The following is a 23,069-nucleotide window of genomic DNA, read 5'->3' on the forward strand; positions in this document are numbered from 1 at the left end:
CTACTCTGATCCCCCTGAACAAACGTGTGACACAGGGGATTTCGGGGAGGGCGACCGGCGATGCCGACGAGCACCGGGGGATCGGACTCCATCGGCTCCATGGGATCCATGGGCTCCATAGGCGGCTACGAACTCGTCGACCGGCTCGGCAGCGGCGGCATGGGCATCGTCTACCTGGGCCGCGCGGCCTCGGGCCGCCAGGTCGCGGTGAAGGTCGTGCACGCGCAGTACGCCCTGGACGAGGAGTTCCGGGCCCGGTTCCGCCATGAGGTGGCGGCGGCCCGCCGGGTGAGCGGGGCCTACACCGCCCCCGTCGTGGACGCCGACCCGGACGCCGAGGTGCCGTGGATGGCGACCTTGTACGTACCGGGGCGAACCCTGTCGGACATCGTTGCCAAGGAAGGCCCGCTGGGCGGGCGTGAGTTGCGCGTCCTCGCCCTGGGCCTCGTCGAGGCGTTGCGGGACATCCACCAGGCGGGTGTCGTGCACCGGGACCTGAAGCCCAGCAACGTCCTGATCGCCGAGGACGGGCCGCGCGTCATCGACTTCGGCATCTCGCGGGCCGCCGACAACCAGACCCTGACGGTGACCGGGCGGCTGATCGGCACCCCGCCCTTCATGTCGCCGGAGCAGTTCGCCTCGCCCCGGGACGTGACCGCGGCCTCGGACGTCTTCTCGCTGGGCTCCCTGCTGGTGTACGCCGCCACCGGCAACCGTCCCTTCGACGGCGGCAGCCCGTACACGACCGGCTATCAGGTGATGTACGAGCCGCCGACGCTGCACGGCACCGCTGACCCCCTGCGCAGCATCGTCGAACGCTGTCTGGACAAGGACCCGGCCGCCCGGCCCCAACTCGCCGAACTGCACGATCTGTTCAGGACCCTCCCGGATGTCGCCGTCCCCGGCCCGCCGGCCCTCCCGAAACACCGGAGGTCCGGTGACACGACAGCTGTGCCCCGACCCGACGGCCGCCGACGCCGGATGCGCCGCCGCGTCGTCCTCGGTGCGGCCCTGGCGGTCACCGCGGTGTCCGTTTCGACGTACGCCGTGATGTCGACCCCGAAGCCCGCCGAGAACACACCCGCCGCTTCCAACTCCCCTTCCCCGGCGCTCCCTGCGGGCTGGCAGCCCTGGGAAACGAAACTCACCCGGGCCGTGAAGTCCGAGAGCGTGGTCGTCAACGTGGACAGCGCCGACTCCGGCTGTCTGTCCGGCGGATCCGCGGTGTACTGCGCGGGCACGACCGGCTTCACGGTCGCCCGGATCGACGCCGCCTCGGGCCGTGTCGCCTGGCGGTACGGCGGCAACACGGCGGCCGCCGACCGGCCCCTCGGCATCCGGAACGGTCTCGTGTACACGACCGAGGTGCCGGACGAGAACGAGGTGTACTCGGCCATACGGCTGATCGCTCTCGACGCCGACAACGGCAAACCGGCGTGGACCCGCATGATCTCAGCGGGCCATCCCGCCGCCCTGTTCCAGGGCGGAGCCCTCGCCATGTCGGACAAGGGCAACGAGTTCGTCGCGCTCGACCTGAAGACCGGCAAGAACCTGTGGCGCACCCCGGCCAAGGCCTCGGCGGGCACCGGCTGCGCCCCGATGGTCCTCGGTGGTGCTCCCTACGGCGTGTGCACCGACGCGAACGACCCCTACAAAGGCCAGGCAAGCCTCCTGCGCCTCGACCCTGCCGACGGCACGGCGCACGAGCTCGCCTCCCTGCCACTGGCCGCGGAGCCGCTCGCCGCCGTGGGCGGGCAGCCGGTGTTCGCGGTGCGGTCGAGCACGGAGAGCGAGTCGAACGACGGCCGCGACGAGCCGTACAAGGCCCTGCTCCGGGTGAACCCGACGAGCGGCGCCGTCATCCGGATCCCGCTGTCGGGCACCCCGCGCGGCACGGGCACCGTGATCGACGGGGTGGTGTACTTCGTCCGCCCCGACGGCACGGTCACCGCGCTGCGCGTGAGCGACGGCAAGCGACTGTGGCAGCGCGGCACCCAGGTGGAGAACCTGTCGGAGCCGGTGCGCTCGAAGAAGTACGGCGCGCTCTACCTCGTCAACCGCTACGGCCGCCTTCTCGCCCTCGACCGCGGGACCGGCGCGGTGCGGTGGACCACGGACAAGCTGGACGATCCGGGGAACGCGGCCGAGGAGACGATCCCGAGCCTGCTCCTCGTCAAGGACGCGATCGTGGCCGCGGCGGGCGACAAGGCCTTCTCCGTGCGCCCGGACCGCGCCGACGCCGGCTAGTGCGGCTTGAGTTCACGGTCGCCCGACGGCCGTGACCACCACACGCCCTCCCCGTGAGTGAGCCCCGGCAGCCGCAGCTCGATCTCGCGCACCCGGCGGGCCGGTAGCTCGCCGGTGATCAGCCAAGTCGCCGAGCCGCCCGTTGTGCCCGTGAACTCCGCGCCGCACGAGGCGAGTTGGGCCGTCACCGGGGCGAGGGCGTCGAGCGGGATCTCCGTTTCGAACGCGTGGTACGGCTCGTACAGCAGGGTCCGCGCCCGCTCCAAAGCCGTCCGCAGCACGATCGGGGTGAGCCCCCGGAAGTCGGCGGCGGTGCTGATCGGGGCGCAGTAGCCGGACCGGGTCAGCGTGACCCGGTAGTCCGTCACGGGCGCACCGGACAGTCCGCTGAGCATGCCGGTGTGCACGGTGTCCTCGATCGCCTGGTGGAAGGCGCGGGGGAGGGCGCCGAGTTCGGTCTCGTATGTGAAGACACCGCCCGAGCCGCGCGGGCCCGGTTCGACGCGCAGTCCGATCGTCGCCCAGTAGCGGGTGCCCAGGTGCCACGGCATCTCCCGGGACGCCTCACCGATGCCCCGCGGACGCTCCAGGAACCGCACCCGGCCCGGCTCGAACTCGGCCTCGACGCCGAAGTCCTGCGCGAGCGTCGCCGCGAGCACCTCCATCTGGACCTCTCCGTACAGGAGCAGCGCGGTCGCGCCGTCGGCCGCCGGCCGGGCGTGGATCAACGGGTCCTGGTCGGCGAGGGAGAGCAGGGCCGTGCGCAGGGACGCCGCCTGCTCGGGGCGGTGGGCCCGGGCCAGCGTCTCCAGCGTCGGCGGCGCGAACTGTTGGGTGCGGTCGGTGAGTTGGCCGAGGCGGTCGCCGACGCGGACGCCGCCGACGCCGGTGAGCGCCGCGATGTTCCCGGCGGTGAGCGGCCCTTCGCGGCCGATCACCTCGAGGCGGTTCGCGCGCCCGGCGACCTGTGTGGTGCGGCCGTCGGCCTCGCGCCGCACGAACGTCAGCCGCTGACGGGACGTCACCTCGCCCTCGTACAGACGGAGATACGCCGTGCGCTCGCCGCCGGGTCCGGGCCGTACGGCGAACACCGTGCCGCGCGGGCCCGTGCCCTCGGCCGCCGGGGCCGGCGGGATCAGCCCGATGACGCCCTCGACGAGCTCGGCGACGCCCTGTCCGCCGAGGGCCGAGCCGAAGAAGACGGGGTGGAACGAGCCGTCGGCGGTCCGTGCCGCCAGGGCCTTGCGCAGGTCGTCCGGCGTGGGCTCGGGGCCGTCCACGACCGCCGCGAGGATCTCCGGGTCGACCTCCGCGAGGGCCTCGGCCAGCCGCGGGTCCCCGGGCGGGCGGGGCGTCACGCGGGCGTCGGCGGTGCCGATGTCCGTCACATCCGTGAGGGGTGCGACGTACGGCGTCAGACGGCGCCGGATGTCGGCGAGCAGGCCGTCGGAGCGGGCCCCCGCACGGTCGACCTTGTTGACGAAGACCAGCGTGGGCAGCCGGAGCCGGCGCAGGGTCCGCATCAGCACCCTCGTCTGGGCCTGTACGCCCTCCACGGCGGACAGCAGCAGCACCGCGCCGTCGAGGACCTCCAGGGCGCGCTCCACCTCGGCGATGAAGTCGGAGTGGCCGGGGGTGTCGATGAGGTTGATCTGGGTGTCGCCGACGGTGAGCGCGGCCACGGCGGAGCGGATGGTGATGCCGCGCTGCCGCTCGATCTCGCCGTCGTCCGTACGGGTGTCGCCGCCGTCGACGCTGCCGAGCCGGTCGATCGCTCCGTGGTCGAACAGCAGCCGCTCGGTGAGGCTGGTCTTACCGGCGTCGACGTGGGCCAGAATTCCGATGTTCAGGGTGTGCATGCGGGGTCGAGTCCTCGAGAACCGTGGGCCAGTAGGGGCGCTGGTTGATTCCGAGGAGTCGGCGCATGCGAGGGATCCTGACGTGAGGGAGCACGGGCACCGCCATGATGGCGTGCGGACGGTGGCGCACCGCAACCGAATTTTCGCGGCCCGTAGCATGAGGCCGACCCCCGGTCATGATCATGCAAGGAGCGGTTCGTGCGAGACATCTCCGTGTTCAGCGGCAGTGCCCATCCCGACCTGGCGGCGGAGGTCTGTGCGCATCTCGGCGTACCGCTCAGCCCCACCCGGGTCAGCCGGTTCGCCAACGACTGTCTGGAGGTGCAGCTGCAGGCCAACTGCCGCGAGCGGGACGTCTTCCTGATCCAGCCGCTGGTCAAGCCGGTCCAGGAGAACCTGGTCGAGCTGCTGCTGATGTGCGACGCGGCGCGCGGGGCGTCGGCTGCGCGGATCAGCGTGGTGATGCCGCACTACTCCTACGCCCGCTCCGACAAGAAGGACGCGCCCCGCATCTCCCTCGGCGGGCGGCTGGTCGCGGACCTGCTGGTGGCCGCGGGTGCGAGCCGTGTGCTGGCGATGACGCTGCACTCGCCGCAGGTGCACGGCTTCTTCTCGGTACCGGTCGACCACCTGCACGCACTGCGCGAACTGGCCGCGCACTTCCGCCAGTACGACCTCTCCCGTACCACCGTCGTCTCGCCGGACCTGGGCAACGCCAAGGAGGCGGCCGCGTTCGCCCGGATGATCGGCGCCCAGGTCGCCGCCGGCGCCAAGCAGCGCTTCGCGGACGACAAGGTCGCCATCAGCTCGGTCATCGGCGAGGTCACGGACCGGGACGTGATCATCCTGGACGACGAGATCGCCAAGGGCAGCACTGTCCTCGAACTCCTCCAGCGGCTGCGGGAGCTGGGGCCGCGCTCGATCCGGGTCGCCTGCACGCACGGCCTGTTCGCGGACGGTGCGCTCAAGCGGATCGGCGAGCAGCCGGACGTACTGGAGATCGTCTGCACCAACACCGTGCCGGTCCTGGAGGAGGAGCGCACCGGGAAACTGCGGATACTGACCGTCGCACCTGCGCTCGCCGAGGCCGTACGCCGCATTCACAACGGCGAGTCCGTCAGCGCCCTGTTCGACGCGCCGCGAAGCGAATAGACATGACGTAGCGGAGCAACGCTCGGCATCACGAGATGCTCAGGAGGGGTTGCAGTGGCGAAGGCGAAGTTCGAGCGGACCAAGCCGCACGTGAACATCGGGACCATCGGTCACATCGACCACGGCAAGACGACGCTCACGGCGGCCATCACGAAGGTGCTGCACGACAGGTTTCCCGACCTGAACCCGTACACGCCCTTCGACCAGATCGACAAGGCGCCCGAGGAGCGGCAACGCGGCATCACGATCTCGATCGCCCACGTCGAGTACCAGACCGAGCGCCGGCACTACGCGCACGTCGACTGCCCCGGGCACGCGGACTACATCAAGAACATGATCACGGGCGCGGCCCAGATGGACGGCGCGATCCTGGTCGTCGCGGCCACGGACGGACCCATGCCGCAGACCAAGGAGCATGTGCTGCTGGCCCGGCAGGTGGGCGTGCCGTACATCGTCGTCGCCCTCAACAAGACGGACATGGTGGACGACGAGGAGATCCTGGAGCTCGTCGAGCTGGAAGTGCGCGAGCTGCTGACCGAGTACGAGTTCCCCGGCGACGACGTCCCGGTCGTCAAGGTCTCCGCGCTCAAGGCCCTCGAAGGCGACCCGCAGTGGTCCCAGTCGGTCCTCGACCTCCTCGAGGCGGTCGACACGGCGGTCCCGGAACCGCAGCGCGACGTGGACAAGCCGTTCCTGATGCCGATCGAGGACGTCTTCACCATCACCGGCCGCGGCACCGTCGTCACCGGCCGGATCGAGCGCGGGGTGCTGCACGTCAACCACGAGGTCGAGATCATCGGCATCCACGAACAGAAGACCAAGACGACCGTCACCGGCATCGAGATGTTCCGCAAGCTGCTCGACGAGGGCCGGGCCGGCGAGAACGTCGGACTGCTGCTGCGCGGCATCAAGCGCGAGGACGTGGAGCGCGGGCAGGTCGTCATCAAGCCCGGCACGGTCACCCCGCACACCGAGTTCGAGGGGCAGGCGTACATCCTGTCCAAGGACGAGGGCGGCCGGCACACCCCGTTCTTCGACAACTACCGCCCGCAGTTCTACTTCCGCACCACGGATGTGACGGGCGTGGTGACGCTGCCCAAGGGCACCGAGATGGTCATGCCGGGCGACAACACCAGCATCCACGTCGTGCTGATCCAGCCCATCGCCATGGAGGAGGGCCTGAAGTTCGCCATCCGCGAGGGCGGCCGGACGGTCGGCGCGGGACAGGTGACGAAGATCCTCAAGTAGCGGTGCTCAGAACGACCCGGACGTGGCCTCGGGCTGGCCCAGGGCCGCGTCCAGCGTCGGATGCGGAGGCAGCAGCCGGGACAGCCCGGTGACCCGCATGATGCGCAGGGTCAGCGGGTGCGTGCACACCAGGCGCAGCTCCCCGTCCTGGTCGAGCACCCGGCTGCGCGCCCGGTACAGCAGGCGCAGCCCGGAGCAGTCGAAGAACTCGACGTGCCTGAGGTCGATCACCAGCCGGGCGTCGGGATGCGCCGTCACCCGGTCCAGATACGGGGCGATCTCCACAGCCGCGGCGATGTCGATCTCGCCCCGGAACTCCAGCACCGTATGGCCCCTGTCCCGCCGGACGCGCAGGTGCCGGGTCAGCGGCGCGGGTTCCTGCTGCACGACGACATCCCCCTCCAACCGGCTCCGTCCGCGGCGGGATTGCAGGTCACCGGGGGCCGGGGTGACATCGTGCAGCGAGCGTACGAGCGCAGGAGTGCCCCCGGGGCCCCGAGTGAGCGCAAAACCGTTCCCCGCCCTGCAAGTTACCCTCGATGGAGTGAATTTGAGCATGTTCGATTGACATATGTCTTTGAATTCCGACAGAGCTCCCTGAGGAGTTCTCACGGTGCGGTGGCGCGGCGGGACTACGACAGGGCGTGCCAGGCCTTGGAGAGTGCCTGGCGGAACTGCTCGGTCTGGTGCGCCGTGAGGTCGCCGACCATCCGCTCCTCCAGCTCCCGCACGGGCCCCGCGTGCTGCTCGAGGAGCTCGCGGCCGGCGTCGGTGAGCAGGATCAGCAGCTCCCGGCGGCTGTTCGGATTGCGCTCCCGGCGCACCAGCCCGCGGTTCTCCAGCGACCGTACGAGATCCGCGATGGACTGGGCGGTGACGAACGAGTCGCGGGCCAGCTGGGCGGCCGACAGCCCGTCGTGGCGCTCCAGCACGGTGAGCGCGGTGTACTGCAGGGCGGTGATCCCGGACGGCTTGACCAGCTCGTCCAGGTGGGATCGCACCACCAGCTCCACCTGCTTCACCATGTACAGCAGGGACGGAGATGTCTTGGTCGCCTGGGAGTCCAGCATGAATCCAGCGTAGAGCATTGACAGGAAACCTGTCTGTAATGAAACTGCGAACCAACAGGAATCCTGTTTGTTGAAATCTTGGCGATGAGGCTGAGGAGTGGTGATGACCACCTTCGAGATGGAACCCGGACAGCTGTTCATCGGGGGGCAGTGGCGCGAGGCCGCCGACGGAGCGCGCACCGAGGTGGTCGACCCGTCCCGGGGCGCGGTCGTCACCACCGTCGCGGAGGCGGGCGCCGCCGACGTGGACGCGGCCGTGCGCGCCGCGCGGGAGGCCTTCGACGGCGGCACCTGGTCCGGGCTGAGCGGCCGCGAGCGCGGCCGGATCCTGCACCGGGTGGCCGAACTGATCCGCGAGAACGCCGACGAGCTCGCCCGGCTGGAGAGCCTGGACGTCGGCAAGCCGATCTCGCTGTGCCACGCCGTCGACGTGACGAACGCGGCCAACGACTACGAGCACTTCGCGGCCCTCGCCTACTCCCTGGACGGCGCAATCCGCGACACCCCCATGAACGCGCTCGCCTACACCAAGCGCGAACCGATCGGCGTGGTCGCCGCGATCACGCCCTTCAACTTCCCGCTGATCCTGGCCGGCTCGAAGATCGGCCCCGCGCTCGCCGCCGGCAACACCGTGGTGCACAAGCCGGCCGACGAGACCCCGCTCAGCGCCCTCTACATGGCCGGGCTGCTCAAGGAGGCGGGCGTCCCGGACGGCGTCGTCAACGTCGTCACCGGCACCGGCCCGGTGGCCGGCGAGGCGCTGCTGCGCCACCGCGGCGTCGACAAGGTCGCCTTCACCGGTTCCACCGCCATCGGCCGCCATGTGGCGAGCACCGCCGGCGAGGCCCTCAAGCCGGTCACCATGGAGCTCGGCGGCAACGCCGCCCACATCGTCTTCGAGGACGCCGACCTGGAGAAGGCCGTCGGTGCGGTCATCAAGGCCTTCGTCTTCAACACCGGCCAGTTCTGCATGGGCGGCCCGCGCCTGCTCGTCGCTCGCCCGGTCTACAGCACCCTCCTGGGCATCCTCTCCGAAGCCGTCCCCGGCGTCCCGGTCGGCGACCCGCGCAACCCCGAGACCGTCGTCGGCCCGATGGCGGGGGAGAAGCACCTGAAGAAGGTCGAGGAATACGTCGACATCGCCCGCAAGGAGGGCGGCCGCATCGTCTGCGGCGGCGAGCGGCTCGACCTCGACGGCGGCTACTACTACAAGCCCACCGTCATCGCCGACCTGTCGAACGACTCCCGGGTCGTCCAGGAGGAGATCTTCGGCCCGGTCCTCACCGTGCAGCCCTTCGACACCGAGGACGAGGCCGTCGAGCTCGCCAACTCCACGCCGTACGGCCTGGCTTCGGGCATCCAGACCCAGAACCTGGCCCGCGCGCACCGCATCGCCGACCGCCTCCAGGCGGGCATCGTGTGGATCAACGACTGGGCCATGCTCGACCCCGCCGTGCCCTTCGGCGGCGTCAAGGACTCCGGCTTCGGCCGCGAGTACGGCCCCGAGGCGCTCACCGCCTACACCAAGGTCAAGTCCGTCGTCGTCTCGCTCGACTAGGGCGCGTCCGGCGGATCAGGTCGGCTGCAACATGCAGCGCTTCTTGGCCGCCCCGAGCGGGGTCTGGTGCGTGCAGCTGCAAGGCGGAGGAGGGAGTCGACGCGGAGCGTCGGCGACCGACGACAACGCGGCAGACGCGCGTGCCAGGGCCCGCGACGCCGACCTGATCCGCCGGGCAGGCCCTAGCCCGCCTCAACGCGCCCCAGAACCCAGGGAGTTCGTACGATGTCCATCACCACCCGCGCCGCGGTCGTCGAGTCCGGCGGAGCGCCCTTCACCCTCGCCGACGTCGAGCTCGACGAGCCGGGGCCGCACGAGGCGGTCGTCCGCATGGTGGCCACCGGCCTGTGCCACACCGACCTCGGCGTCGCGAGCGGCGGCCTGCCCTTCCCGCTGCCCGGAGTCCTCGGCCACGAAGGGGCCGGTGTCGTCGAGGCCGTCGGCCCGGCCGTCACCGGCATCGCGCCCGGCGACCACGTCGTGCTGTCCTTCACCTCCTGCGGCGAGTGCCGCAACTGCCACGGCGGCCACCCCGCGTACTGCGCGACCTGGCTGCCGCTGAACCTGATCGGCGGCCGCCGCGCCGACGGCACCAGCACCGTCAGCCGGGACGGCGAGCCCCTCGGCGGCCACTTCTTCGGTCAGTCGTCCTTCGCCGAGCGGGCGTTGGTGGACGAGCGCAGCCTCGTCAAGGTCGACGCGGACGTACCCCTGGAGTCCATCGCACCACTGGGCTGCGGTGTGCAGACCGGAGTGGGCGCCGTCTGGAACGTGCTGAAGCCGGCGACGGGCAGCACCGTCGTCGTCCTCGGCGCCGGCGCCGTCGGCCTGTCCGCCGTGATGGCCGCCGCCCTCACCCCCGCCACCCGGATCGTCGCCGTCGACAAGGTCGGCGAACGCCTGTCCCTCGCCAAGGAGTTGGGCGCCACCCACACGGTCAACGTGGGTGAGGCCGACCTGGCCGAGTCACTCGCCGAGATCACCGGCGGGCAGGGCGCCGACGGCATCGTCGAGACCACCGGCAGCGTCGCCGTACTGCGTCAGGGCGTCGACGCGCTCGCCGCCCGCGGCACCCTGGTCGTCGTGGGCGCCCCGCCGTTCGGCACCGAAGTCGCCCTGGACGTCAACGGGTTGCTCGGCGGCAAGCAGGTCGTCGGCCTCACTCTCGGCGACGCCGAGACGCAGACCTTCATCCCGGCGCTCGTCCAGCTGGTCAAGGAGGGGCGGCTCCCGCTGCACCGCCTGATCAGCACCTATCCGTTCGCGGACATCGACCAGGCGGTGCGGGACATGGGCGCGGGCAAGGCGATCAAGCCCGTGCTGACCTTCTGACCCGGATCAGTCCATCAGCAGGACCAGCTTCCCCGTGGTCCGGCCGGTGTCGCCGAGTGCGTGTGCCTCGGCGGCATCGGCCAGCGGGAAGGTGCCGGCGATCGTGGCGCTCAGCTTCCCCGCCTCCACCAGCGCCGCGATCGCCTCCAGCCCGGAGTGGGAGGCGTCCACGAGCATCCGCAGCGACCGGACACCCAGCCGCACGGCCTCCTCGTGGAACTCGTCCGAACCGACCGGCAGGATCGAGACGACGAGCCCGCCCGGGCGCAGCACGCGCAGCGAGCGCGTCGAGGTCTCGCCGCCGAGCGTGTCCAGGACGACGTCCACGTCCTTCACGGCCTCGGCGAAGTCCGTCTCCCGGTAGTCGATCGTCTCGTCCACGCCGAGCCCGCGCAGGAAGTCGTGCTTGCCCGCGCTCGCCGTGCCGATCACATACGCGCCGCGCGCCTTGGCGATCTGCACGGCCACATGCCCGACCCCGCCGGCCGCCGCGTGGATCAGCACCCGTTGCCCCGGCTGCAGGTCGGCGTACTCCACCAGCGCCTGCCAGGCGGTCAGGGAGACCAGCGGCAGGGCGCCCGCCTGCGTGTGGTCGATCGAGGCCGGCTTGTGCGCGAACCAGCGCGCCGGGACGCTGACGTACTCGGCGTGCGAGCCGTGGCCGAACGGGTACGACAGCATCCCGAAGACCTCGTCCCCGGGCTTGAAGCGGGCCACACCGATGCCCACCGCCTCCACCACGCCGGAGACGTCCCAGCCCAGGACGAAGGGCGGCTTGCCCAGGAAGCCGCCGGTCGCGCGGTGCTTCCAGTCGGTCGGGTTGACGCCGGCGGCGCGGACCCGGACCAGTACCTCGTTCGTACGCGGCTCGGGCCGCTCCAGCTCCACGACCTTCAGGACCTCGGGACCGCCGAGGACGTCCTGGCTGATGGCTCGCATCGTGTTCACATCGCTCATGGTCACCCAGCCTGCCGGGAACCGCCCGACAGGAAAATGGCATGATTGCCAAGGTTCGATAGGATCGTGCCATGAGCTGTGCTGAAGGACATGTGGAAGCCGAAGGGCATGTGGAACGGGTCGTGGTGCTGGCCCTGGACGGCGTCTATCCCTTCGAGCTGGGCATCCCCAGCCGGATCTTCGGTGCCGCCGACGGCCGGTACGAGGTGCTGACCTGTACGGTCGACGGCCAACCGGTGCGCACCAACGCGGACTTCACGATCGGGGTCGAGCACGGTCCGGAGATCCTGGCCACGGCCGACACCGTGGTGGTCGCCTCCATGGCCGTCCCGCACATCCCCACCGAGCTCCCGCCCGAGGTCGCCGCCGCGCTCGCGCGGATCCGTCCGGACGCGCGGATCGTCTCCATCTGCACCGCCGCCTTCGTCCTCGCCGCGGCGGGCCTGCTGGACGGCCGCAGGGCCACCACGCACTGGCAGGTGGCCGACTTCTTTCGGCGCCGCTACCCACACGTCGACCTGGACCCGGACGTCCTCTTCGTGCACGACGGCCGCATCCTCACCTCCGCCGGCGCCGCCTCCGGCGTCGACGTCTGCCTGCACATCGTCCGCACCGACCACGGCAGCGAACTGGCCAACTCGGTCGCCCGCCGCTGCGTCGTGCCCCCGTTCCGGGACGGCGGCCAGGCCCAGTACATCGAGCAGCCCATCCCGCAGAGCGGAGCCGCGAGCACCGCCGCCACCCGGGCCTGGGCCCTCGAACGCCTCGACGAACCGCTCGCCCTGTCCGACCTCGCCGCCCATGCCCGCATGAGCCTGCGCACCTTCGCCCGCCGCTTCAACGAAGAGGTCGGCCTCAGCCCCGGCCGCTGGATCGTCCAGCAACGCCTCGCCCGCGCCCGGCACCTGCTGGAGTCCAGCGACCTGTCCGTCGACCAGATCGCCGGCCACGTCGGCTTCGCGACGGGCGCCTCGCTCCGCCAGCACCTGCACGCGGCGATCGGGGTGTCGCCACAGGCCTATCGGCGTACGTTCCAGACGGCCACCCGGTAGCCGCGAACGTTCCGCACCGCCCTCGCGTCGGAGGACCGTAGGACAGTGCGCGGAACAAGGGGTGGGGGATGCGCGGAAGACTTGCGGCGACGACAGTGCTGGTCGCGTCGGCGGCCGTGGCGTGCGGCAGTGAGAAGGCTCAGGACCTCGTCGTCGCCGGGACGCCGCCGGTCGCGCCCTACAGCGGACCGCTGCATGTGCCCGTCAAGAACCTCGACGAGGACAGCGCCCGCGCCACCCGGATCGAGTCGGGCGCCGCGGGCCGGGCGCTGGAGTGCGACGGGGAGATCTACTCCGGCGGCGGCAGCGAGCCCTGGAGCAAGGGCGACGGCGGCGCGACACCGGAGGAGGGGCTCGAGGCGTACTTCGAGATCGAGCAGCCCGACGTCCCGCGCCAGGGCTACCGCGTGGAGCGCGAGGAGAACGACCGCGTCCTGTACTCCTTCGACGTGGGCGGCAGGACCAAGGTCGCCGTCATCGTGGCCAAGGACCAGAAGAACCGGCCGGGTTGGGGTCCGGAGACCAGCGCGTCCTGTGACCCGTCCGAACTTCCGGCGAGCTTCACCGACAAGCAGTGGTACGAGATCTGGACCGACCGGCACGGCAAGCGGGTGCCGATCACCAAGCTGAACAGCAGCGTCGGCCCGGAACACTGTGACTGGCAGAAGGCGCACTTCCTGTCGCTGGGGGAGGGCAGGAACGGCAGGCTGTACGCCCGCGACCCGGACCGGGTGCTCCCGCAGGACATGCTTGCCTCCCCATACGACGGAGACGTCCGGATGCCCGCCGGCGCCCACGACACCGGATACCGCTTCCACGACTGGCAGTTGTGGCTGACCGACGACCCGTCCAAGGCCTACGTCCGCACGCCCGACGGCGTCGAGGCCTGGCCGCGGGTGCAGGACGGCTTCGGCTGCGCGTGAGCCGCCGTCACCGGCTCGCGTGCAAAGCGACCAGCAACTGCCAGACCTCGTCGGCGATTTGACCGGCGCCGCCGTCCAGGAGCCCGTGCAGCCAGTCGGCCAGCACCCCGGCGAAGGTCGCGGCCACGGCGGAGGCGACCAGCGGTGCGTCCGCCGCGCCCGCCCGTTCGCGCTCACGCAGGCTGTAGGCCCGCAGGTCCCGGTGCAGCACCCGGCCGAGCGGGCCACCGCCGCCCGGGGCCAGCAGTTCGCGATACAGGCCGGTGTGCGGGGCCAGCGAGGCGAAGAACTCGGCGAGCTCGGGCGGCGCGTGCACCGGATCGGGCCGCCCCGTCCAGGAGTGCAGCGCCTCCACGGCCTCCCGTACGACGTCCGCGCAGGCGTCGACCGCCAGCGCCTCCAGGTCGGCGTAGTGCACGTAGAAGGTGGCCCGGCCGACCCCGGCCCGGCGCACCAGCGCGGCCACCCCGACCTCCGCCAGCGGCCGCTCGGCGCACTCCGCGAGCAGAGCCTCCCGCAGCCGCGCCCGGGTGCGCGCGGCCCGCGGGTCCTCCGGCGCGGGGCGGGTCACTGCGCGATGAGGACGGCGGCCAGGGCGAGCGCGCCGGGCAGGGCCTGCGCGAACAGGATGCGGCGGTTGGCCGTCGCGGCGCCGTAGACACCCGCGACCACGACGCAGCACAGGAAGAAGACCTGGGCGCGGAAGCCGGTCGGATCGGCCGCGATCAGACCCCAGACCAGACCGGCCGCCAGAAAGCCGTTGTACAGCCCCTGGTTGGCGGCCATCGGCGCGGTCGCCCGCGCCATCTCCCGGTCGAACCCGTGCAGCGCCCGCCCGGGCTTCTTCTGCCACAGGAACATCTCCATCACCAGGATGTAGGCGTGCAGGGCGGCCACCAGACCGACCAGCACGTTCGCGACCGTCTCCATTGCAGGACTCCGTACTCTGAGAAAAGTTCTTGGACAGGTGTCCACTATAGCTGGACAGGTGTCCAGGAAATTCCACTGTCAGTGCCCGCCGATAGCCTGCGCGCATGACTGGTCAGCAGGTGATCGTGCGACGTGCCCGCGCCGAGGACCTACCGGGTCTCGTCGCCTCCAGTGAAGGGTTGTTCGCCGAGGACGGCGGTACGCGGGACAGCAGCGTGAACATCCACTGGCCGCGCGAACACGGCGCGCAGTCGTTCGCCGCCGCACTCGAGGACCCGACGCGACTCGTCCTCGCGGTGGAGCACGACGGACGGGTCGTCGGACACCTGATGGGGTCCGTCACCGGGCCCACGGCGAAGCGGACGGTCACCTCCGCGACCCTGATCAGCATCTACGTCCGCCCCGAGCACCGGAGGGCGCGTGCCGGAGACAGGCTGGTGGAGGAGTTCCTGGACTGGGCCCGGCGGCAGGGAGCCGAGCATGCCGAGGTGACCGCCTACGCGGCGAACACGGACGCCATCCGGTTCTACGAGCGGGGCGGCTTCGCAGCCATGACCGTCACTTTGCGGCAGCCCCTGTAGCACCCCGGCGCAGCTCCAGCGCGCGCAGTGCCAGCTGCATCTCGAACTGGGCCGCCGGATCGTGCAGTTGGGCGCCGAACAGGTCGTCCAGCTGGCGCATGCGGTAGCGCACCGTCTGGGCGTGCACGGCCAGGCGTACGGCGACCTCGCTCGCGTTGCGGCCGCACTGCAGCCAGCTCAGCAGGGTCTCCGCCAGGCGCTCGCGCTGCGGTGGCCGCACCTGCTGCAGCGGGCCCAGCCGGTGCGCGGCCATGGCGTCGACCAGGGCGTCGTCGCGCAGCAGGAGCAGGGTGGCCAAGTGCTCCTGGCAGCGCACCATTTCGGTGTCCGCGAGGACGCCCCGCCGCACCAGATCCAGCGCCTCGGACGCCCAGCGCAGCGACCGCGCACCCTCCTGCAGCGCCACGGTCGGGCCCATCGCGGCCCGCAGCCCGTGCAGCGCCCCGGCCACGGCGCGCGCCCGGCCGGGACCCTCGGGATCCGGCACGACCAGCACGGCCGGCTGGACGTCGAAGCGGGCGAGGAACTCCGGCGCCACGATCGGCTGCGCGCCCGCCTGCGGACAGTGGTCGACCGCGACCACGGCAAGCGCCCGCGGCACCGGCCAGCGTGCGCTGTGCGCGAGTTCCGCGATGGCTTCGGCGGAGGCCGGCGGATCCGCGGTGAGCAGGTCGATCAGGCGCGTACGCCGCTGCTGCAGCTCACCGGCCGCGTGCAGCCGCGCCTCCGTGTAGCCCGCCGTCGTCGCGGCCGCCATCTCGTCCAGGTGCAGGAACAGCGCCTCGCCGAACGCCGCCAGCACATTGCGCGGCAGCAGGTCCGCGTCGACCAGCGCGTTCACCCGCCGCCACGTCACCCGCGCGCCCAGCCGCAGTGCCGACTGGAACGAGTCGAGACTGCGCCCCTCCTCCGCCTCCCCGCGCCCGATGCGCTGATACGTCGCCTTCACCGGCTCCCAGTCCGTGTCCGGCTTGGCCATCCGCTCCAGAAACCCCTGCAGCGCGTGGTCCACGCCCCGGTGCACACCCTGCATGTACGTGTCGTCGGCGGGGCGTGCGTACTCGGGGATCTCGGTCCTGATCGCCCGTACGACCTCCTCGGTGATGTCCGCGAAGAACGGTCTGAGATGGTGGTGCAGGCCCGTCGGCAACGCGTTGAACGGACCGCCCGGGTCGTCGTCCGATAAAGCGGCTCTCTTCGGCACGGCGGCGACGATACCCGTCGGTAATCCGCCAGGGCTTATCAACGGCGGACAGGCGTGGGCGAGTCGATTGTCCTCCGCTGACAAAACCCGGGTCCGTAAAGACATTTGTCGATGTGTAGGCCGCTGGCTGAGAGTGACGGAACCCTCACTTCCGCCAGACGTTCGAGGTTGATCCTTTGGGGTTCAAACCCGATAAGCTCCCGTTCGGCGCTGCGAGTTGACTCGGTCGCGATCGGTCATCTCGTGGTGCGTCATGCATCAGTGCGCTCCCCCCTTGCACACCCCCCTGTTCGAACGTGTTGCTTGTTAAGGATGCAGATGGAACTCGCCACTCCGCCGCCGGCGGCGCGGGCCCCTGTCGCCTGGTACAGCTGGTGGTTGATGCCGCTGGCCTTAGGAGGTGGGACGGTTGCCGCCACGTTCATGAGCTCCGAGCGAATAACCGCCGGAGTCGCGGGTGTCGCGGCCACCGCCGCAAGCGCCGTCTGTGTACGGCTGCTGATCCGCACCCGCACCCAGCTGAGCCGCTCCGAGGGCTCCTTCCGCACCACGCAGGCCGAGCACTCGCAGCAGTGGCAGCAGCATGTGGCGGGCCTGGAGCGGAAGTTCACCGCGGAGCGCGCCTCGCTGGAGGCACAGCTCACCGAGCAGTCCGGCGCGTACGAGGCGCAGCTCGCCGAGCAGGGTTCGACGTACGAGGCCCAACTGGGCGAGCAGGCACGCGCCTTCGAGGAGCGTCTCGCCGCCCAGGTGAAGTCGTACGAGGCCCAGCTCGCCGACCAGGCCGAGGTCTGGCAGGAGCAACTCGAGCACCAGCAGGGCGCGGTCGCCCGGCTGGCGAACGAGCAGCTGCCCGACGCGCTGAAGCAGCTGCGCGCCGGTGACGCCATCGACGACCTGCTGCCCGAGGCCAATCAGTGCGCCAAGGTCAGCGCGGACCTGCAGGCCGAACTGCGCAAGGTGCTGCGCACCGCGCTGATCGGCGTGGAGGAGGAGTTCAACCGCTCGACCTCCGCCGAGCAGGCCGTCATCAGCATCGGCAACCGAATCCACGTGCTGACCAGCAAGCTCCGTGGCCGCCTGCACGAGATGCAGGGCGAGCACGGCCGGCTGCCGGCCGTGGCCCGCGGTCTGATGGAGCTCGACCAGGAGCTCGGCCCCGCCGACTCGCTCGCCGCGAGCATCGGTGTGCTCGGCGGCTCGGACCGTCCGGGCCGGCAGTGGCAGGAGCCGCAGCGTCTGCTCAGCGTGGTGCGCGGCGGTGTCGGCCGGATCAAGGACTTCCACCGCATCGAGATCCGCCATCTGCCCGAACTCGGCGTCGACGGCGGCCTGGTGGACCACCTCACGCTGATCTTCGCGCAGCTGCTGGACAACGCCGCTCGCTACTCGCCGCCGAGCGAGCCCGTGCTCGTCTCCGGCAAGGAGGTACCCAACGGCGTCGGCATCGAGATCCAGGACTCCGGCAAGGGCCTGAGCGAGGAGAAGAAGCGCGAGGCCGAGGAGGCCCTGACCGGCACCGCGGCCGGACCGGGCATCGGCGGCATCTCCGAGGACGCCAACATCGGTCTGCGCGTCGTCGGCGCCCTCGCCCGTCGCTACGGCATCCGCGTCACCTTCGCGGACTCGCCCTGGCTCGGTACCTCAGTGGTGATCGTGGTTCCGCACAAGTACTTCAGCCCGCTGCCCGCCGCCACCCCGGCCACCGCCACGCCCCCGGCGGCCCAGCCCGCCACGGCCGCCCCGGTGCGCACGGCGGCCGCCGCCGAATCGGTGGCCGAGCCCGGCGAGGCCGTGGACACCACGCCCGGCGGACTGCCCCGGCGCCGCAGCAAGCGGAACGAGGCGGAGCCGACGGTGCGGCACCAGCCGGTCGAGCGCCCGGAGCGAACGGAGGAGACGGCGGTCTCCGCCGTGCCACCGGACGCCTCGTTCGCCGGCCTGGCCGCCTTCGCCACCGCCGGCCGCGAGTTCGGCGAGGAGTCCACCACGGAGGACGCGGCGCCTGCCGGGCGCGAGTCCACCGAGCACCGCACTGAAGAGAGCGACTAGTCCACATGACGCAACAGGGAACCGACGTGAGCTGGGCGCTCCGCGATCTGGTGGAGTCCATCCCGGAGATCCTCTTCGCCCTCGTGGCCTCCAGCGATGGCAAGGCCATCACCTCCTTTGGTGCCGAAGACCCCGACGACGTGGACCGGTTCGCTGCAGTGGTGGCCGGGCTGCAGGCGCTGGCCCAGCCGGTCGCCGAGCAGTTCCCCAAGTACGCGGGGCAGCTGCGGCTGGCGATGATCGAGGTCGACGGCGGCCATCTCTTCGTCGTTCGGGCCGGTGTGGAGACGTATCTCGGTGTCCTCGCCCGCGAGGGCCTCGACCAGGGGCTGCTCGGACACCAGATGAGGGATCTGGCCCGCAGGATGGGTGAGCTCCTGGGCACCACTCCGCGGCTGGAGGAGCACTCTGGATGAGTGCTCCCCGCCGGCCCACGGACCCGTCCGGTCTCGAGCGCTACTACGTCCTCACCGGGGGGCGCAGCGGACCGGGCGGTTCGGCGTCGAGTCTCGACGTGGCTACCCTCATCGTCTCTCTGGCCGCCCCGGTGCCGGGCATGCAGCACGAGCACGAGGACATCCTCCGGCGCTGCCGCGATCCGTTGTCGGTGGCCGAACTCGGCGCCCACCTCGGACTGCCCTTCAACATTCTCGCGGTGCTGCTGGCGGATCTGCTCGAGGCAGGCCGCGTCGAAGCCCGTGACCCCATCCCGGCGCACGGCGCCGGCCGCGGGCCCGACCTCGCGCTCCTTGAGGAGGTACTCAGTGGACTTGAACGGCTTTGACCATCCCGGCCGGCCCGGCGGGGGCGGCCCCCGCTCGGTGAAGGTGATGATCGCCGGCGGCTTCGGCACCGGGAAGACCACCATGGTCCGCTCGGTCAGCGACATCAAGCCGCTGACCACCGAGGAGACGCTCACCCAGGCCAGCGCCGACGTCGACCACCTCGTCGGCGTCGCCGACAAGACGGAGACCACCGTCAGCCTGGACTTCGGCAAGATCAGCCTCAACGACAGCCTGATGCTGTACCTGTTCGGCACACCCGGGCAGGAGCGGTTCTGGTTCCTGTGGAACGGCCTGTTCAAGGGCGCGCTCGGCGCGGTGGTCCTCGTCGACACCCGGCGTCTGGCCTCCAGCTTCCGGGCGATCGAGGAGATGGAGCGGCAGAACGTCCCGTTCGTCGTCGCCCTGAACGTCTTCCCCGACTCCAAGGACTATCCGGTCGAGGAGATCCGGGACGCGCTGGACATCCCCGAGCACATCCCGGTCGTGGCCTGCGACGCCCGCGACCGGGCCTCCAGCCGTGACGTGCTCGTCGCGCTGATACGTCACTTGAAGGATCGCTCCCCCGTCGCACTGGAGCCCCGATGAACGACCAGACTTTAAACGGTCCCGACGCGCCCCGCGGGTGCCCCGTCGCGCACGGCGGGGCAGAACTCACGCGGCTGTACGGCCCGGACGCGGCCACCGACCCGCAGGCCATCTACGAGCGGCTGCGCAAGGAGCACGGCACCGTCGCACCGGTGCTGCTGGAGGGTGACGTTCCCGCCTGGCTGGTGCTCGGCTATCGCGACAACCGGCGGGTGCTGGACAACCCTCGTCAGTTCAGCCGGGACGCCCGCATCTGGCGGGACTGGCGGGAGGGCCGGATAGCGGAGTCCCATCCGCTGGTGCCGATGGTGGGCTGGCGGCCCGACTGCGTCTCCCAGGACGGAGAGCCGCACCGCAGGCTGCGCGGCGCCGTCACCGACGGACTGCTGGCCGCCTCGAGCCGCGGCATCCGGCGGCACGCCACGTACTTCGCGAACAAGCAGATCGACGCGTTCGCCGACGCCGGGCGCGCCGACCTGGTGGCCGACTACGCGGAGCACCTGCCGATGCTCGTGCTCAGCCGGATCCTGGGCCTTCCCAAGGCGGACGGGCTACGCCTGGTCGAGTCGTGCGCCCAGATCTTCAAGGGCGGCGAGGACGCCCTCGTACACAACGACCGCATCATGCAGATCCTGGGCGAACTCGCGCAGCGCAAGCGGTCCGAACCCGGCGCGGACTTCACCACCGCCCTGCTGGAGCACCCGGCGGCGCTGGACGAGGACGAGGTCGTGAGTCATCTGCGCCTGGTGCTGATCGCCGCCCACACCACGACCAGCAACCTGCTGGCCCGGGTGCTGCAGCTGCTCCTGACCGACACGGCGCGGCTGTCCGGGCTGATCAGCGGTCGGCTGACCGTGTCCGCGGTGGTGGAGGAGGTCATGTGGAACACCCCGCCGCTGGCTGTCCTGCCGGCGCGGTTCGCCACCAGCGAGCTGGATCTCGGCGGGCACGACATAGCGGAGGGTGACCTGCTCCTCCTCGGCCTCGCCGCAGGCAACGTCGACCCGGAGATCCGGCCCGACGAGGGCGTGGCGGTCCAGGGCAACCAGGCGCACCTGGCCTTCAGCGCCGGTCCGCACGAGTGCCCCGGGCAGAGCATCGGCCAGTCCATCATCGAGGTCGGTGTGGACGTCCTGCTGCACCGGCTGACGGGCCTGCGCCTGGCCGTACCGTCGGAGGAACTCGGCTCGACCGCCTCCACGTGGGAGTCCCGACTGGACAGCCTGCCGGTCGAGTTCACCGTCTAGCCCACACCAGAGAATCGCTGCCCGGCCGGCTTCCGGCCGGGCAGCGCCGTCGGAGTCAGCCGTCGAGCCAGTCGCCTTCGACGCCCGTGGGACGGTATCCCGTGGCGTTCCAGAGGAAATGCGGGTGGGCGCCGGCGAACATGTAGGCGAGCAGCGCGATGTCTTCCCTCCCGGTTTGAGGGTCGTGCAGGGTGTAGAACTTTTCGGATCCCACTACGCCGGCGTCTTGTTGGACCTGACGAGCGCGGGCCGGGGACGGTGCGGCGCTGGATGCCTCCACGGCGGCGATGTAGGTGCGGCGCAAGATCTCCCATGTGCTCTCGATGTTGCCGTACCAGGGGCCGTGCAGTGCTTCGAAGGCATGGAGCTCGGCGTCGAAGAGGGGCCATGTCTGGGGGTGTTGGGCTCGGCACAGTGCGGACAGCTCGGCGGTCCGGGTGCTCAGTGCCGGTGCGGTGGGCCGCGGGGCGACGGTGAGGGTGGTGCCGTGGGTGAGGATGCCGGCGCATCCGTTGGGCTGCAGGTCGCACAGCGGGCACGCCTCGGCCGGGGGGAGGCCCTGGGTGATGCCGTCGAACCACAGGGCGTGGCGGCCCGTGAGCCCCATCCAGACGATGGTGGTGGTCATCAGCCAGGTGTTCCACATCGGGGTGTGCGCCTCGGGCATGCAGCCGTACTTGACGATGGCTATGGCGCAGGCGGCGTAGAGGGCCTTGGTGTGGGAGGGCATTTCGGCGAGCCAGAAGTTGCTGATCTCGCCGGTGAGGGCGTCGGCTCGTACGTCGGCCATGTCGTCGATGACGCGGCACAGCAGCAGGGAGGCGAGGTTTTCCTCCTGCCAGAGTTCGGTGTCGGGTGCGACGTGCCAGAACAGACAGTCCAGCATCTGCAGGATTGAGTAGGTGCTCTGGCTGAGTGGGCTGCTCTGGGGGAGTGTGACGTTGCCCGCGCGATGCTGTTGGAGCCAGTACTCGTCGACGGATCGTTTGTGCGCCGAGAAGAGTCCGCTGACCAGGGCCCGTGCGCTGTTGGTGCTGAAATTCTCGGCCAGGCGGCCTTCGACGTGTTGGGTGAGGTGCGTCGTATCGATGGTCTCGATCACGCGTTTGTATTCGTGGAAGACGAGGATGTCGTCCTCGTATCGGTGGCGGTGCCCGAGGTCTCGTTCGAGGTCGTTCATCTGCCGGGTCCAGGACCATCCCCCGGTGAGGACGCTGTCGAGTTCCCGGCGGTACGGCCAGGTCTTGACGGTGAGGGGACGACCGGCGCTCTGCCGCCAACGGTAGTCGTCCAGCGTGCGTGCGGGGGGTGTGGGCAGTTGACGGCACAGAAGGCAGGCGCAGGCGCTTGTCTGCTCCTCCTCGCGCGGCGGGGTGAGTGCCCGGCTCCGCCAAGCCCCCTCCAGCATCATGCAGGTCAGTCGGCAGACCTCAATATCGGTGCTGACTTGGGGGAAGGCTGCTTCGATCATGCGCAGGCTGGTGTCGAGGTGTTTCAACCTGGCGTAGCCCTCTTCGTCGGGCGGGAGGAATGCGGGCTGCGCCAGATGGAGGGCTCCCTCCACATGCAGTGTGGTGCCGGAGTGGGGGGAGCCGAGTTCGTCCAGCCGTTGCCGAGCGGCGTTCTGGCTCCTTCGGTACTGCTCCGTGCTCCCATTGATGCGTTTCACCAAGAGGCGGGCCAGGGTGTTCCCCGCCTCCGTGGGCTGTAGCTGGGCGCTTGGCTGCGTCGGGAGCAAGCTGTCGGCGGACGCGTTCGGAACTGCACCTGCGACTCGGGATTTCACACCGGTCTCCCATCAAACAGTGGTCCTGGCAACGGAATCGATCGACCGTGTTTGTCGGCCCGGTCGGGTCGAGGAGTCGTCTGTGCCTTCCGCGACGGCCTCGCCGAACAGCCGGACTCAGGTGATCGGCTCCGGCTTCTGCTGCGAACGACCGCGCGGGGCCGGACTGCTGCGTCGACGGCCGAGGAGGTGGAGCAGACAGCCCACCTGCCCTCCGAGGACGAACCGCCCGGGGCCCGCGCGGTTCTCGGGCGCGGCGGTGATGGGCTCACGCGCCACCTCGGCTGTGTCGGCCGAGGCGCGTGGGTGGGTGAGGGCGCTCCTGGGCGTACTCCACCTGTCTGCTGACGGGGGTGTCGAAGGGGAGGGCGAACGTGACGTCCTCGGGCATGCGCTTCCTTCCGGGCGACGGCGATGCAGGGTCCCCCGAACCTGCGAACGGGCGGCCGAAATGGCCACCCGTGCACTCGAACTCAGCCTCTATGGCCGAAAGTTGAATCG

General features: G+C 70.7%; 22 protein-coding genes. 13 read left to right on the plus strand and 9 right to left on the minus strand.

The window, feature by feature from the left end:
• Positions 1 to 60: 60 nt before the first annotated feature.
• A complete protein-coding gene (locus ACFY1L_RS31085; protein ID WP_388831441.1) occupies positions 61 to 2,247 on the plus strand; it encodes a PQQ-binding-like beta-propeller repeat protein in 2,187 nt (728 codons plus the stop codon).
• Here the strand turns inward: ACFY1L_RS31085 and otr(A) are convergent.
• The gene (gene otr(A) / locus ACFY1L_RS31090; RefSeq protein WP_388831443.1) at positions 2,244 to 4,106 is read right to left on the minus strand and encodes a tetracycline resistance ribosomal protection protein Otr(A); all 1,863 of its coding nucleotides are present in this window, start codon (positions 4,104 to 4,106) and stop codon (positions 2,244 to 2,246) included. The genes ACFY1L_RS31085 and otr(A) overlap by 4 nt on opposite strands.
• Before the next feature lie 198 nt (positions 4,107 to 4,304).
• Here otr(A) and ACFY1L_RS31095 point away from each other — a divergent pair, with 198 nt between their 5' ends.
• Both ACFY1L_RS31095 and tuf read left to right on the plus strand, forming a co-directional pair.
• Positions 4,305 to 5,258 (plus strand): ribose-phosphate diphosphokinase, encoded by a 954-nt coding sequence (locus tag ACFY1L_RS31095; RefSeq protein ID WP_388831445.1) that lies wholly within the window; start codon positions 4,305 to 4,307, stop codon positions 5,256 to 5,258.
• Between the two features lie 54 nt (positions 5,259 to 5,312).
• Positions 5,313 to 6,506: an elongation factor Tu gene (gene tuf, locus ACFY1L_RS31100; RefSeq protein ID WP_388831447.1), complete on the plus strand. Its 1,194-nt coding sequence runs from the start codon at positions 5,313 to 5,315 to the stop codon at positions 6,504 to 6,506.
• A gap of 6 nt (positions 6,507 to 6,512) precedes the next feature.
• On the opposite strand, the gene ACFY1L_RS31105 is transcribed toward tuf, so the two are convergent.
• Complete coding sequence (locus tag ACFY1L_RS31105; protein WP_388831449.1) at positions 6,513 to 6,893, minus strand: anti-sigma factor antagonist; 381 nt, start codon at positions 6,891 to 6,893, stop codon at positions 6,513 to 6,515.
• Positions 6,894 to 7,138: 245 nt separating this feature from the next.
• Positions 7,139 to 7,576, minus strand: coding sequence for a MarR family winged helix-turn-helix transcriptional regulator (locus ACFY1L_RS31110; protein ID WP_388831451.1), 438 nt, complete (start codon positions 7,574 to 7,576; stop codon positions 7,139 to 7,141).
• Positions 7,577 to 7,679: 103 nt separating this feature from the next.
• On the opposite strand from ACFY1L_RS31110, the gene ACFY1L_RS31115 reads away from it, so the two are divergent.
• Positions 7,680 to 9,134: an aldehyde dehydrogenase family protein gene (locus ACFY1L_RS31115; RefSeq protein ID WP_388831453.1), complete on the plus strand. Its 1,455-nt coding sequence runs from the start codon at positions 7,680 to 7,682 to the stop codon at positions 9,132 to 9,134.
• Positions 9,135 to 9,359: 225 nt separating this feature from the next.
• Positions 9,360 to 10,466 carry an NAD(P)-dependent alcohol dehydrogenase gene (locus ACFY1L_RS31120; protein WP_388831455.1) on the plus strand — a complete coding sequence of 369 codons (1,107 nt, stop codon included), beginning with the start codon at positions 9,360 to 9,362 and terminating at the stop codon, positions 10,464 to 10,466.
• 6 nt (positions 10,467 to 10,472) lie between these two features.
• On the opposite strand, the gene ACFY1L_RS31125 is transcribed toward ACFY1L_RS31120, so the two are convergent.
• Positions 10,473 to 11,423: an NADP-dependent oxidoreductase gene (locus ACFY1L_RS31125; RefSeq protein ID WP_388831457.1), complete on the minus strand. Its 951-nt coding sequence runs from the start codon at positions 11,421 to 11,423 to the stop codon at positions 10,473 to 10,475.
• A gap of 71 nt (positions 11,424 to 11,494) precedes the next feature.
• Between ACFY1L_RS31125 and ACFY1L_RS31130 the strand changes: the two genes are divergently transcribed.
• Positions 11,495 to 12,475, plus strand: a complete 981-nt coding sequence (locus ACFY1L_RS31130; RefSeq protein ID WP_388831459.1) for a GlxA family transcriptional regulator — start codon at positions 11,495 to 11,497, stop codon at positions 12,473 to 12,475.
• A 68-nt stretch (positions 12,476 to 12,543) separates the two neighbouring features.
• Positions 12,544 to 13,398 (plus strand): hypothetical protein, encoded by an 855-nt coding sequence (locus tag ACFY1L_RS31135; protein WP_388831460.1) that lies wholly within the window; start codon positions 12,544 to 12,546, stop codon positions 13,396 to 13,398.
• A 7-nt stretch (positions 13,399 to 13,405) separates the two neighbouring features.
• Here ACFY1L_RS31135 and ACFY1L_RS31140 read toward each other — a convergent pair whose 3' ends face one another.
• Together ACFY1L_RS31140 and ACFY1L_RS31145 are read right to left on the minus strand one after the other, a co-directional pair.
• Positions 13,406 to 13,969, minus strand: a complete 564-nt coding sequence (locus ACFY1L_RS31140) for a TetR/AcrR family transcriptional regulator (protein ID WP_388831462.1) — start codon at positions 13,967 to 13,969, stop codon at positions 13,406 to 13,408.
• Positions 13,966 to 14,328, minus strand: coding sequence for a DUF1304 domain-containing protein (locus ACFY1L_RS31145; RefSeq protein ID WP_388831464.1), 363 nt, complete (start codon positions 14,326 to 14,328; stop codon positions 13,966 to 13,968). The genes ACFY1L_RS31140 and ACFY1L_RS31145 overlap by 4 nt, the downstream gene beginning before the upstream one ends.
• Positions 14,329 to 14,432: 104 nt before the next feature.
• On the opposite strand from ACFY1L_RS31145, the gene ACFY1L_RS31150 reads away from it, so the two are divergent.
• A complete protein-coding gene (locus ACFY1L_RS31150) occupies positions 14,433 to 14,909 on the plus strand; it encodes a GNAT family N-acetyltransferase (RefSeq protein ID WP_388831466.1) in 477 nt (158 codons plus the stop codon).
• Here ACFY1L_RS31150 and ACFY1L_RS31155 read toward each other — a convergent pair.
• Positions 14,887 to 16,113, minus strand: coding sequence for a PucR family transcriptional regulator (locus ACFY1L_RS31155; RefSeq protein ID WP_388831468.1), 1,227 nt, complete (start codon positions 16,111 to 16,113; stop codon positions 14,887 to 14,889). The two genes, ACFY1L_RS31150 and ACFY1L_RS31155, sit on opposite strands and share 23 nt — an antisense overlap.
• Positions 16,114 to 16,431: 318 nt before the next feature.
• Here ACFY1L_RS31155 and ACFY1L_RS31160 point away from each other — a divergent pair, with 318 nt between their 5' ends.
• From ACFY1L_RS31160 to ACFY1L_RS31180, 5 genes are read left to right on the plus strand one after another with little or no spacing between them, the layout of a single operon-like run.
• Positions 16,432 to 18,165, plus strand: coding sequence for an ATP-binding protein (locus ACFY1L_RS31160; protein ID WP_388831470.1), 1,734 nt, complete (start codon positions 16,432 to 16,434; stop codon positions 18,163 to 18,165).
• A 5-nt stretch (positions 18,166 to 18,170) separates the two neighbouring features.
• Positions 18,171 to 18,581 carry a roadblock/LC7 domain-containing protein gene (locus ACFY1L_RS31165; RefSeq protein ID WP_356357887.1) on the plus strand — a complete coding sequence of 137 codons (411 nt, stop codon included), beginning with the start codon at positions 18,171 to 18,173 and terminating at the stop codon, positions 18,579 to 18,581.
• Entirely contained in the window at positions 18,578 to 18,949 is a 372-nt protein-coding gene (locus ACFY1L_RS31170; RefSeq protein WP_388831473.1) for a DUF742 domain-containing protein, read from the plus strand. Before ACFY1L_RS31165 ends, ACFY1L_RS31170 begins: the two co-directional genes overlap by 4 nt.
• A complete protein-coding gene (locus ACFY1L_RS31175) occupies positions 18,930 to 19,535 on the plus strand; it encodes an ATP/GTP-binding protein (RefSeq protein WP_388831475.1) in 606 nt (201 codons plus the stop codon). Before ACFY1L_RS31170 ends, ACFY1L_RS31175 begins: the two co-directional genes overlap by 20 nt.
• Positions 19,532 to 20,782: a cytochrome P450 gene (locus tag ACFY1L_RS31180; protein ID WP_388831477.1), complete on the plus strand. Its 1,251-nt coding sequence runs from the start codon at positions 19,532 to 19,534 to the stop codon at positions 20,780 to 20,782. The genes ACFY1L_RS31175 and ACFY1L_RS31180 overlap by 4 nt, the downstream gene beginning before the upstream one ends.
• A gap of 55 nt (positions 20,783 to 20,837) precedes the next feature.
• Here the strand turns inward: ACFY1L_RS31180 and ACFY1L_RS31185 are convergent, their stop codons facing one another.
• Together ACFY1L_RS31185 and ACFY1L_RS31190 are read right to left on the minus strand one after the other, a co-directional pair.
• Complete coding sequence (locus ACFY1L_RS31185; protein ID WP_388831479.1) at positions 20,838 to 22,451, minus strand: hypothetical protein; 1,614 nt, start codon at positions 22,449 to 22,451, stop codon at positions 20,838 to 20,840.
• 234 nt (positions 22,452 to 22,685) lie between these two features.
• Entirely contained in the window at positions 22,686 to 22,847 is a 162-nt protein-coding gene (locus ACFY1L_RS31190) for a hypothetical protein (RefSeq protein WP_388831481.1), read from the minus strand.
• Between the last annotated feature and the right edge of the window lie 222 nt (positions 22,848 to 23,069).

Source organism: Streptomyces sp. NPDC001663, assembly GCF_042893105.1.
In the GTDB taxonomy this organism is placed as follows: Bacteria; Actinomycetota; Actinomycetes; order Streptomycetales; family Streptomycetaceae; genus Streptomyces.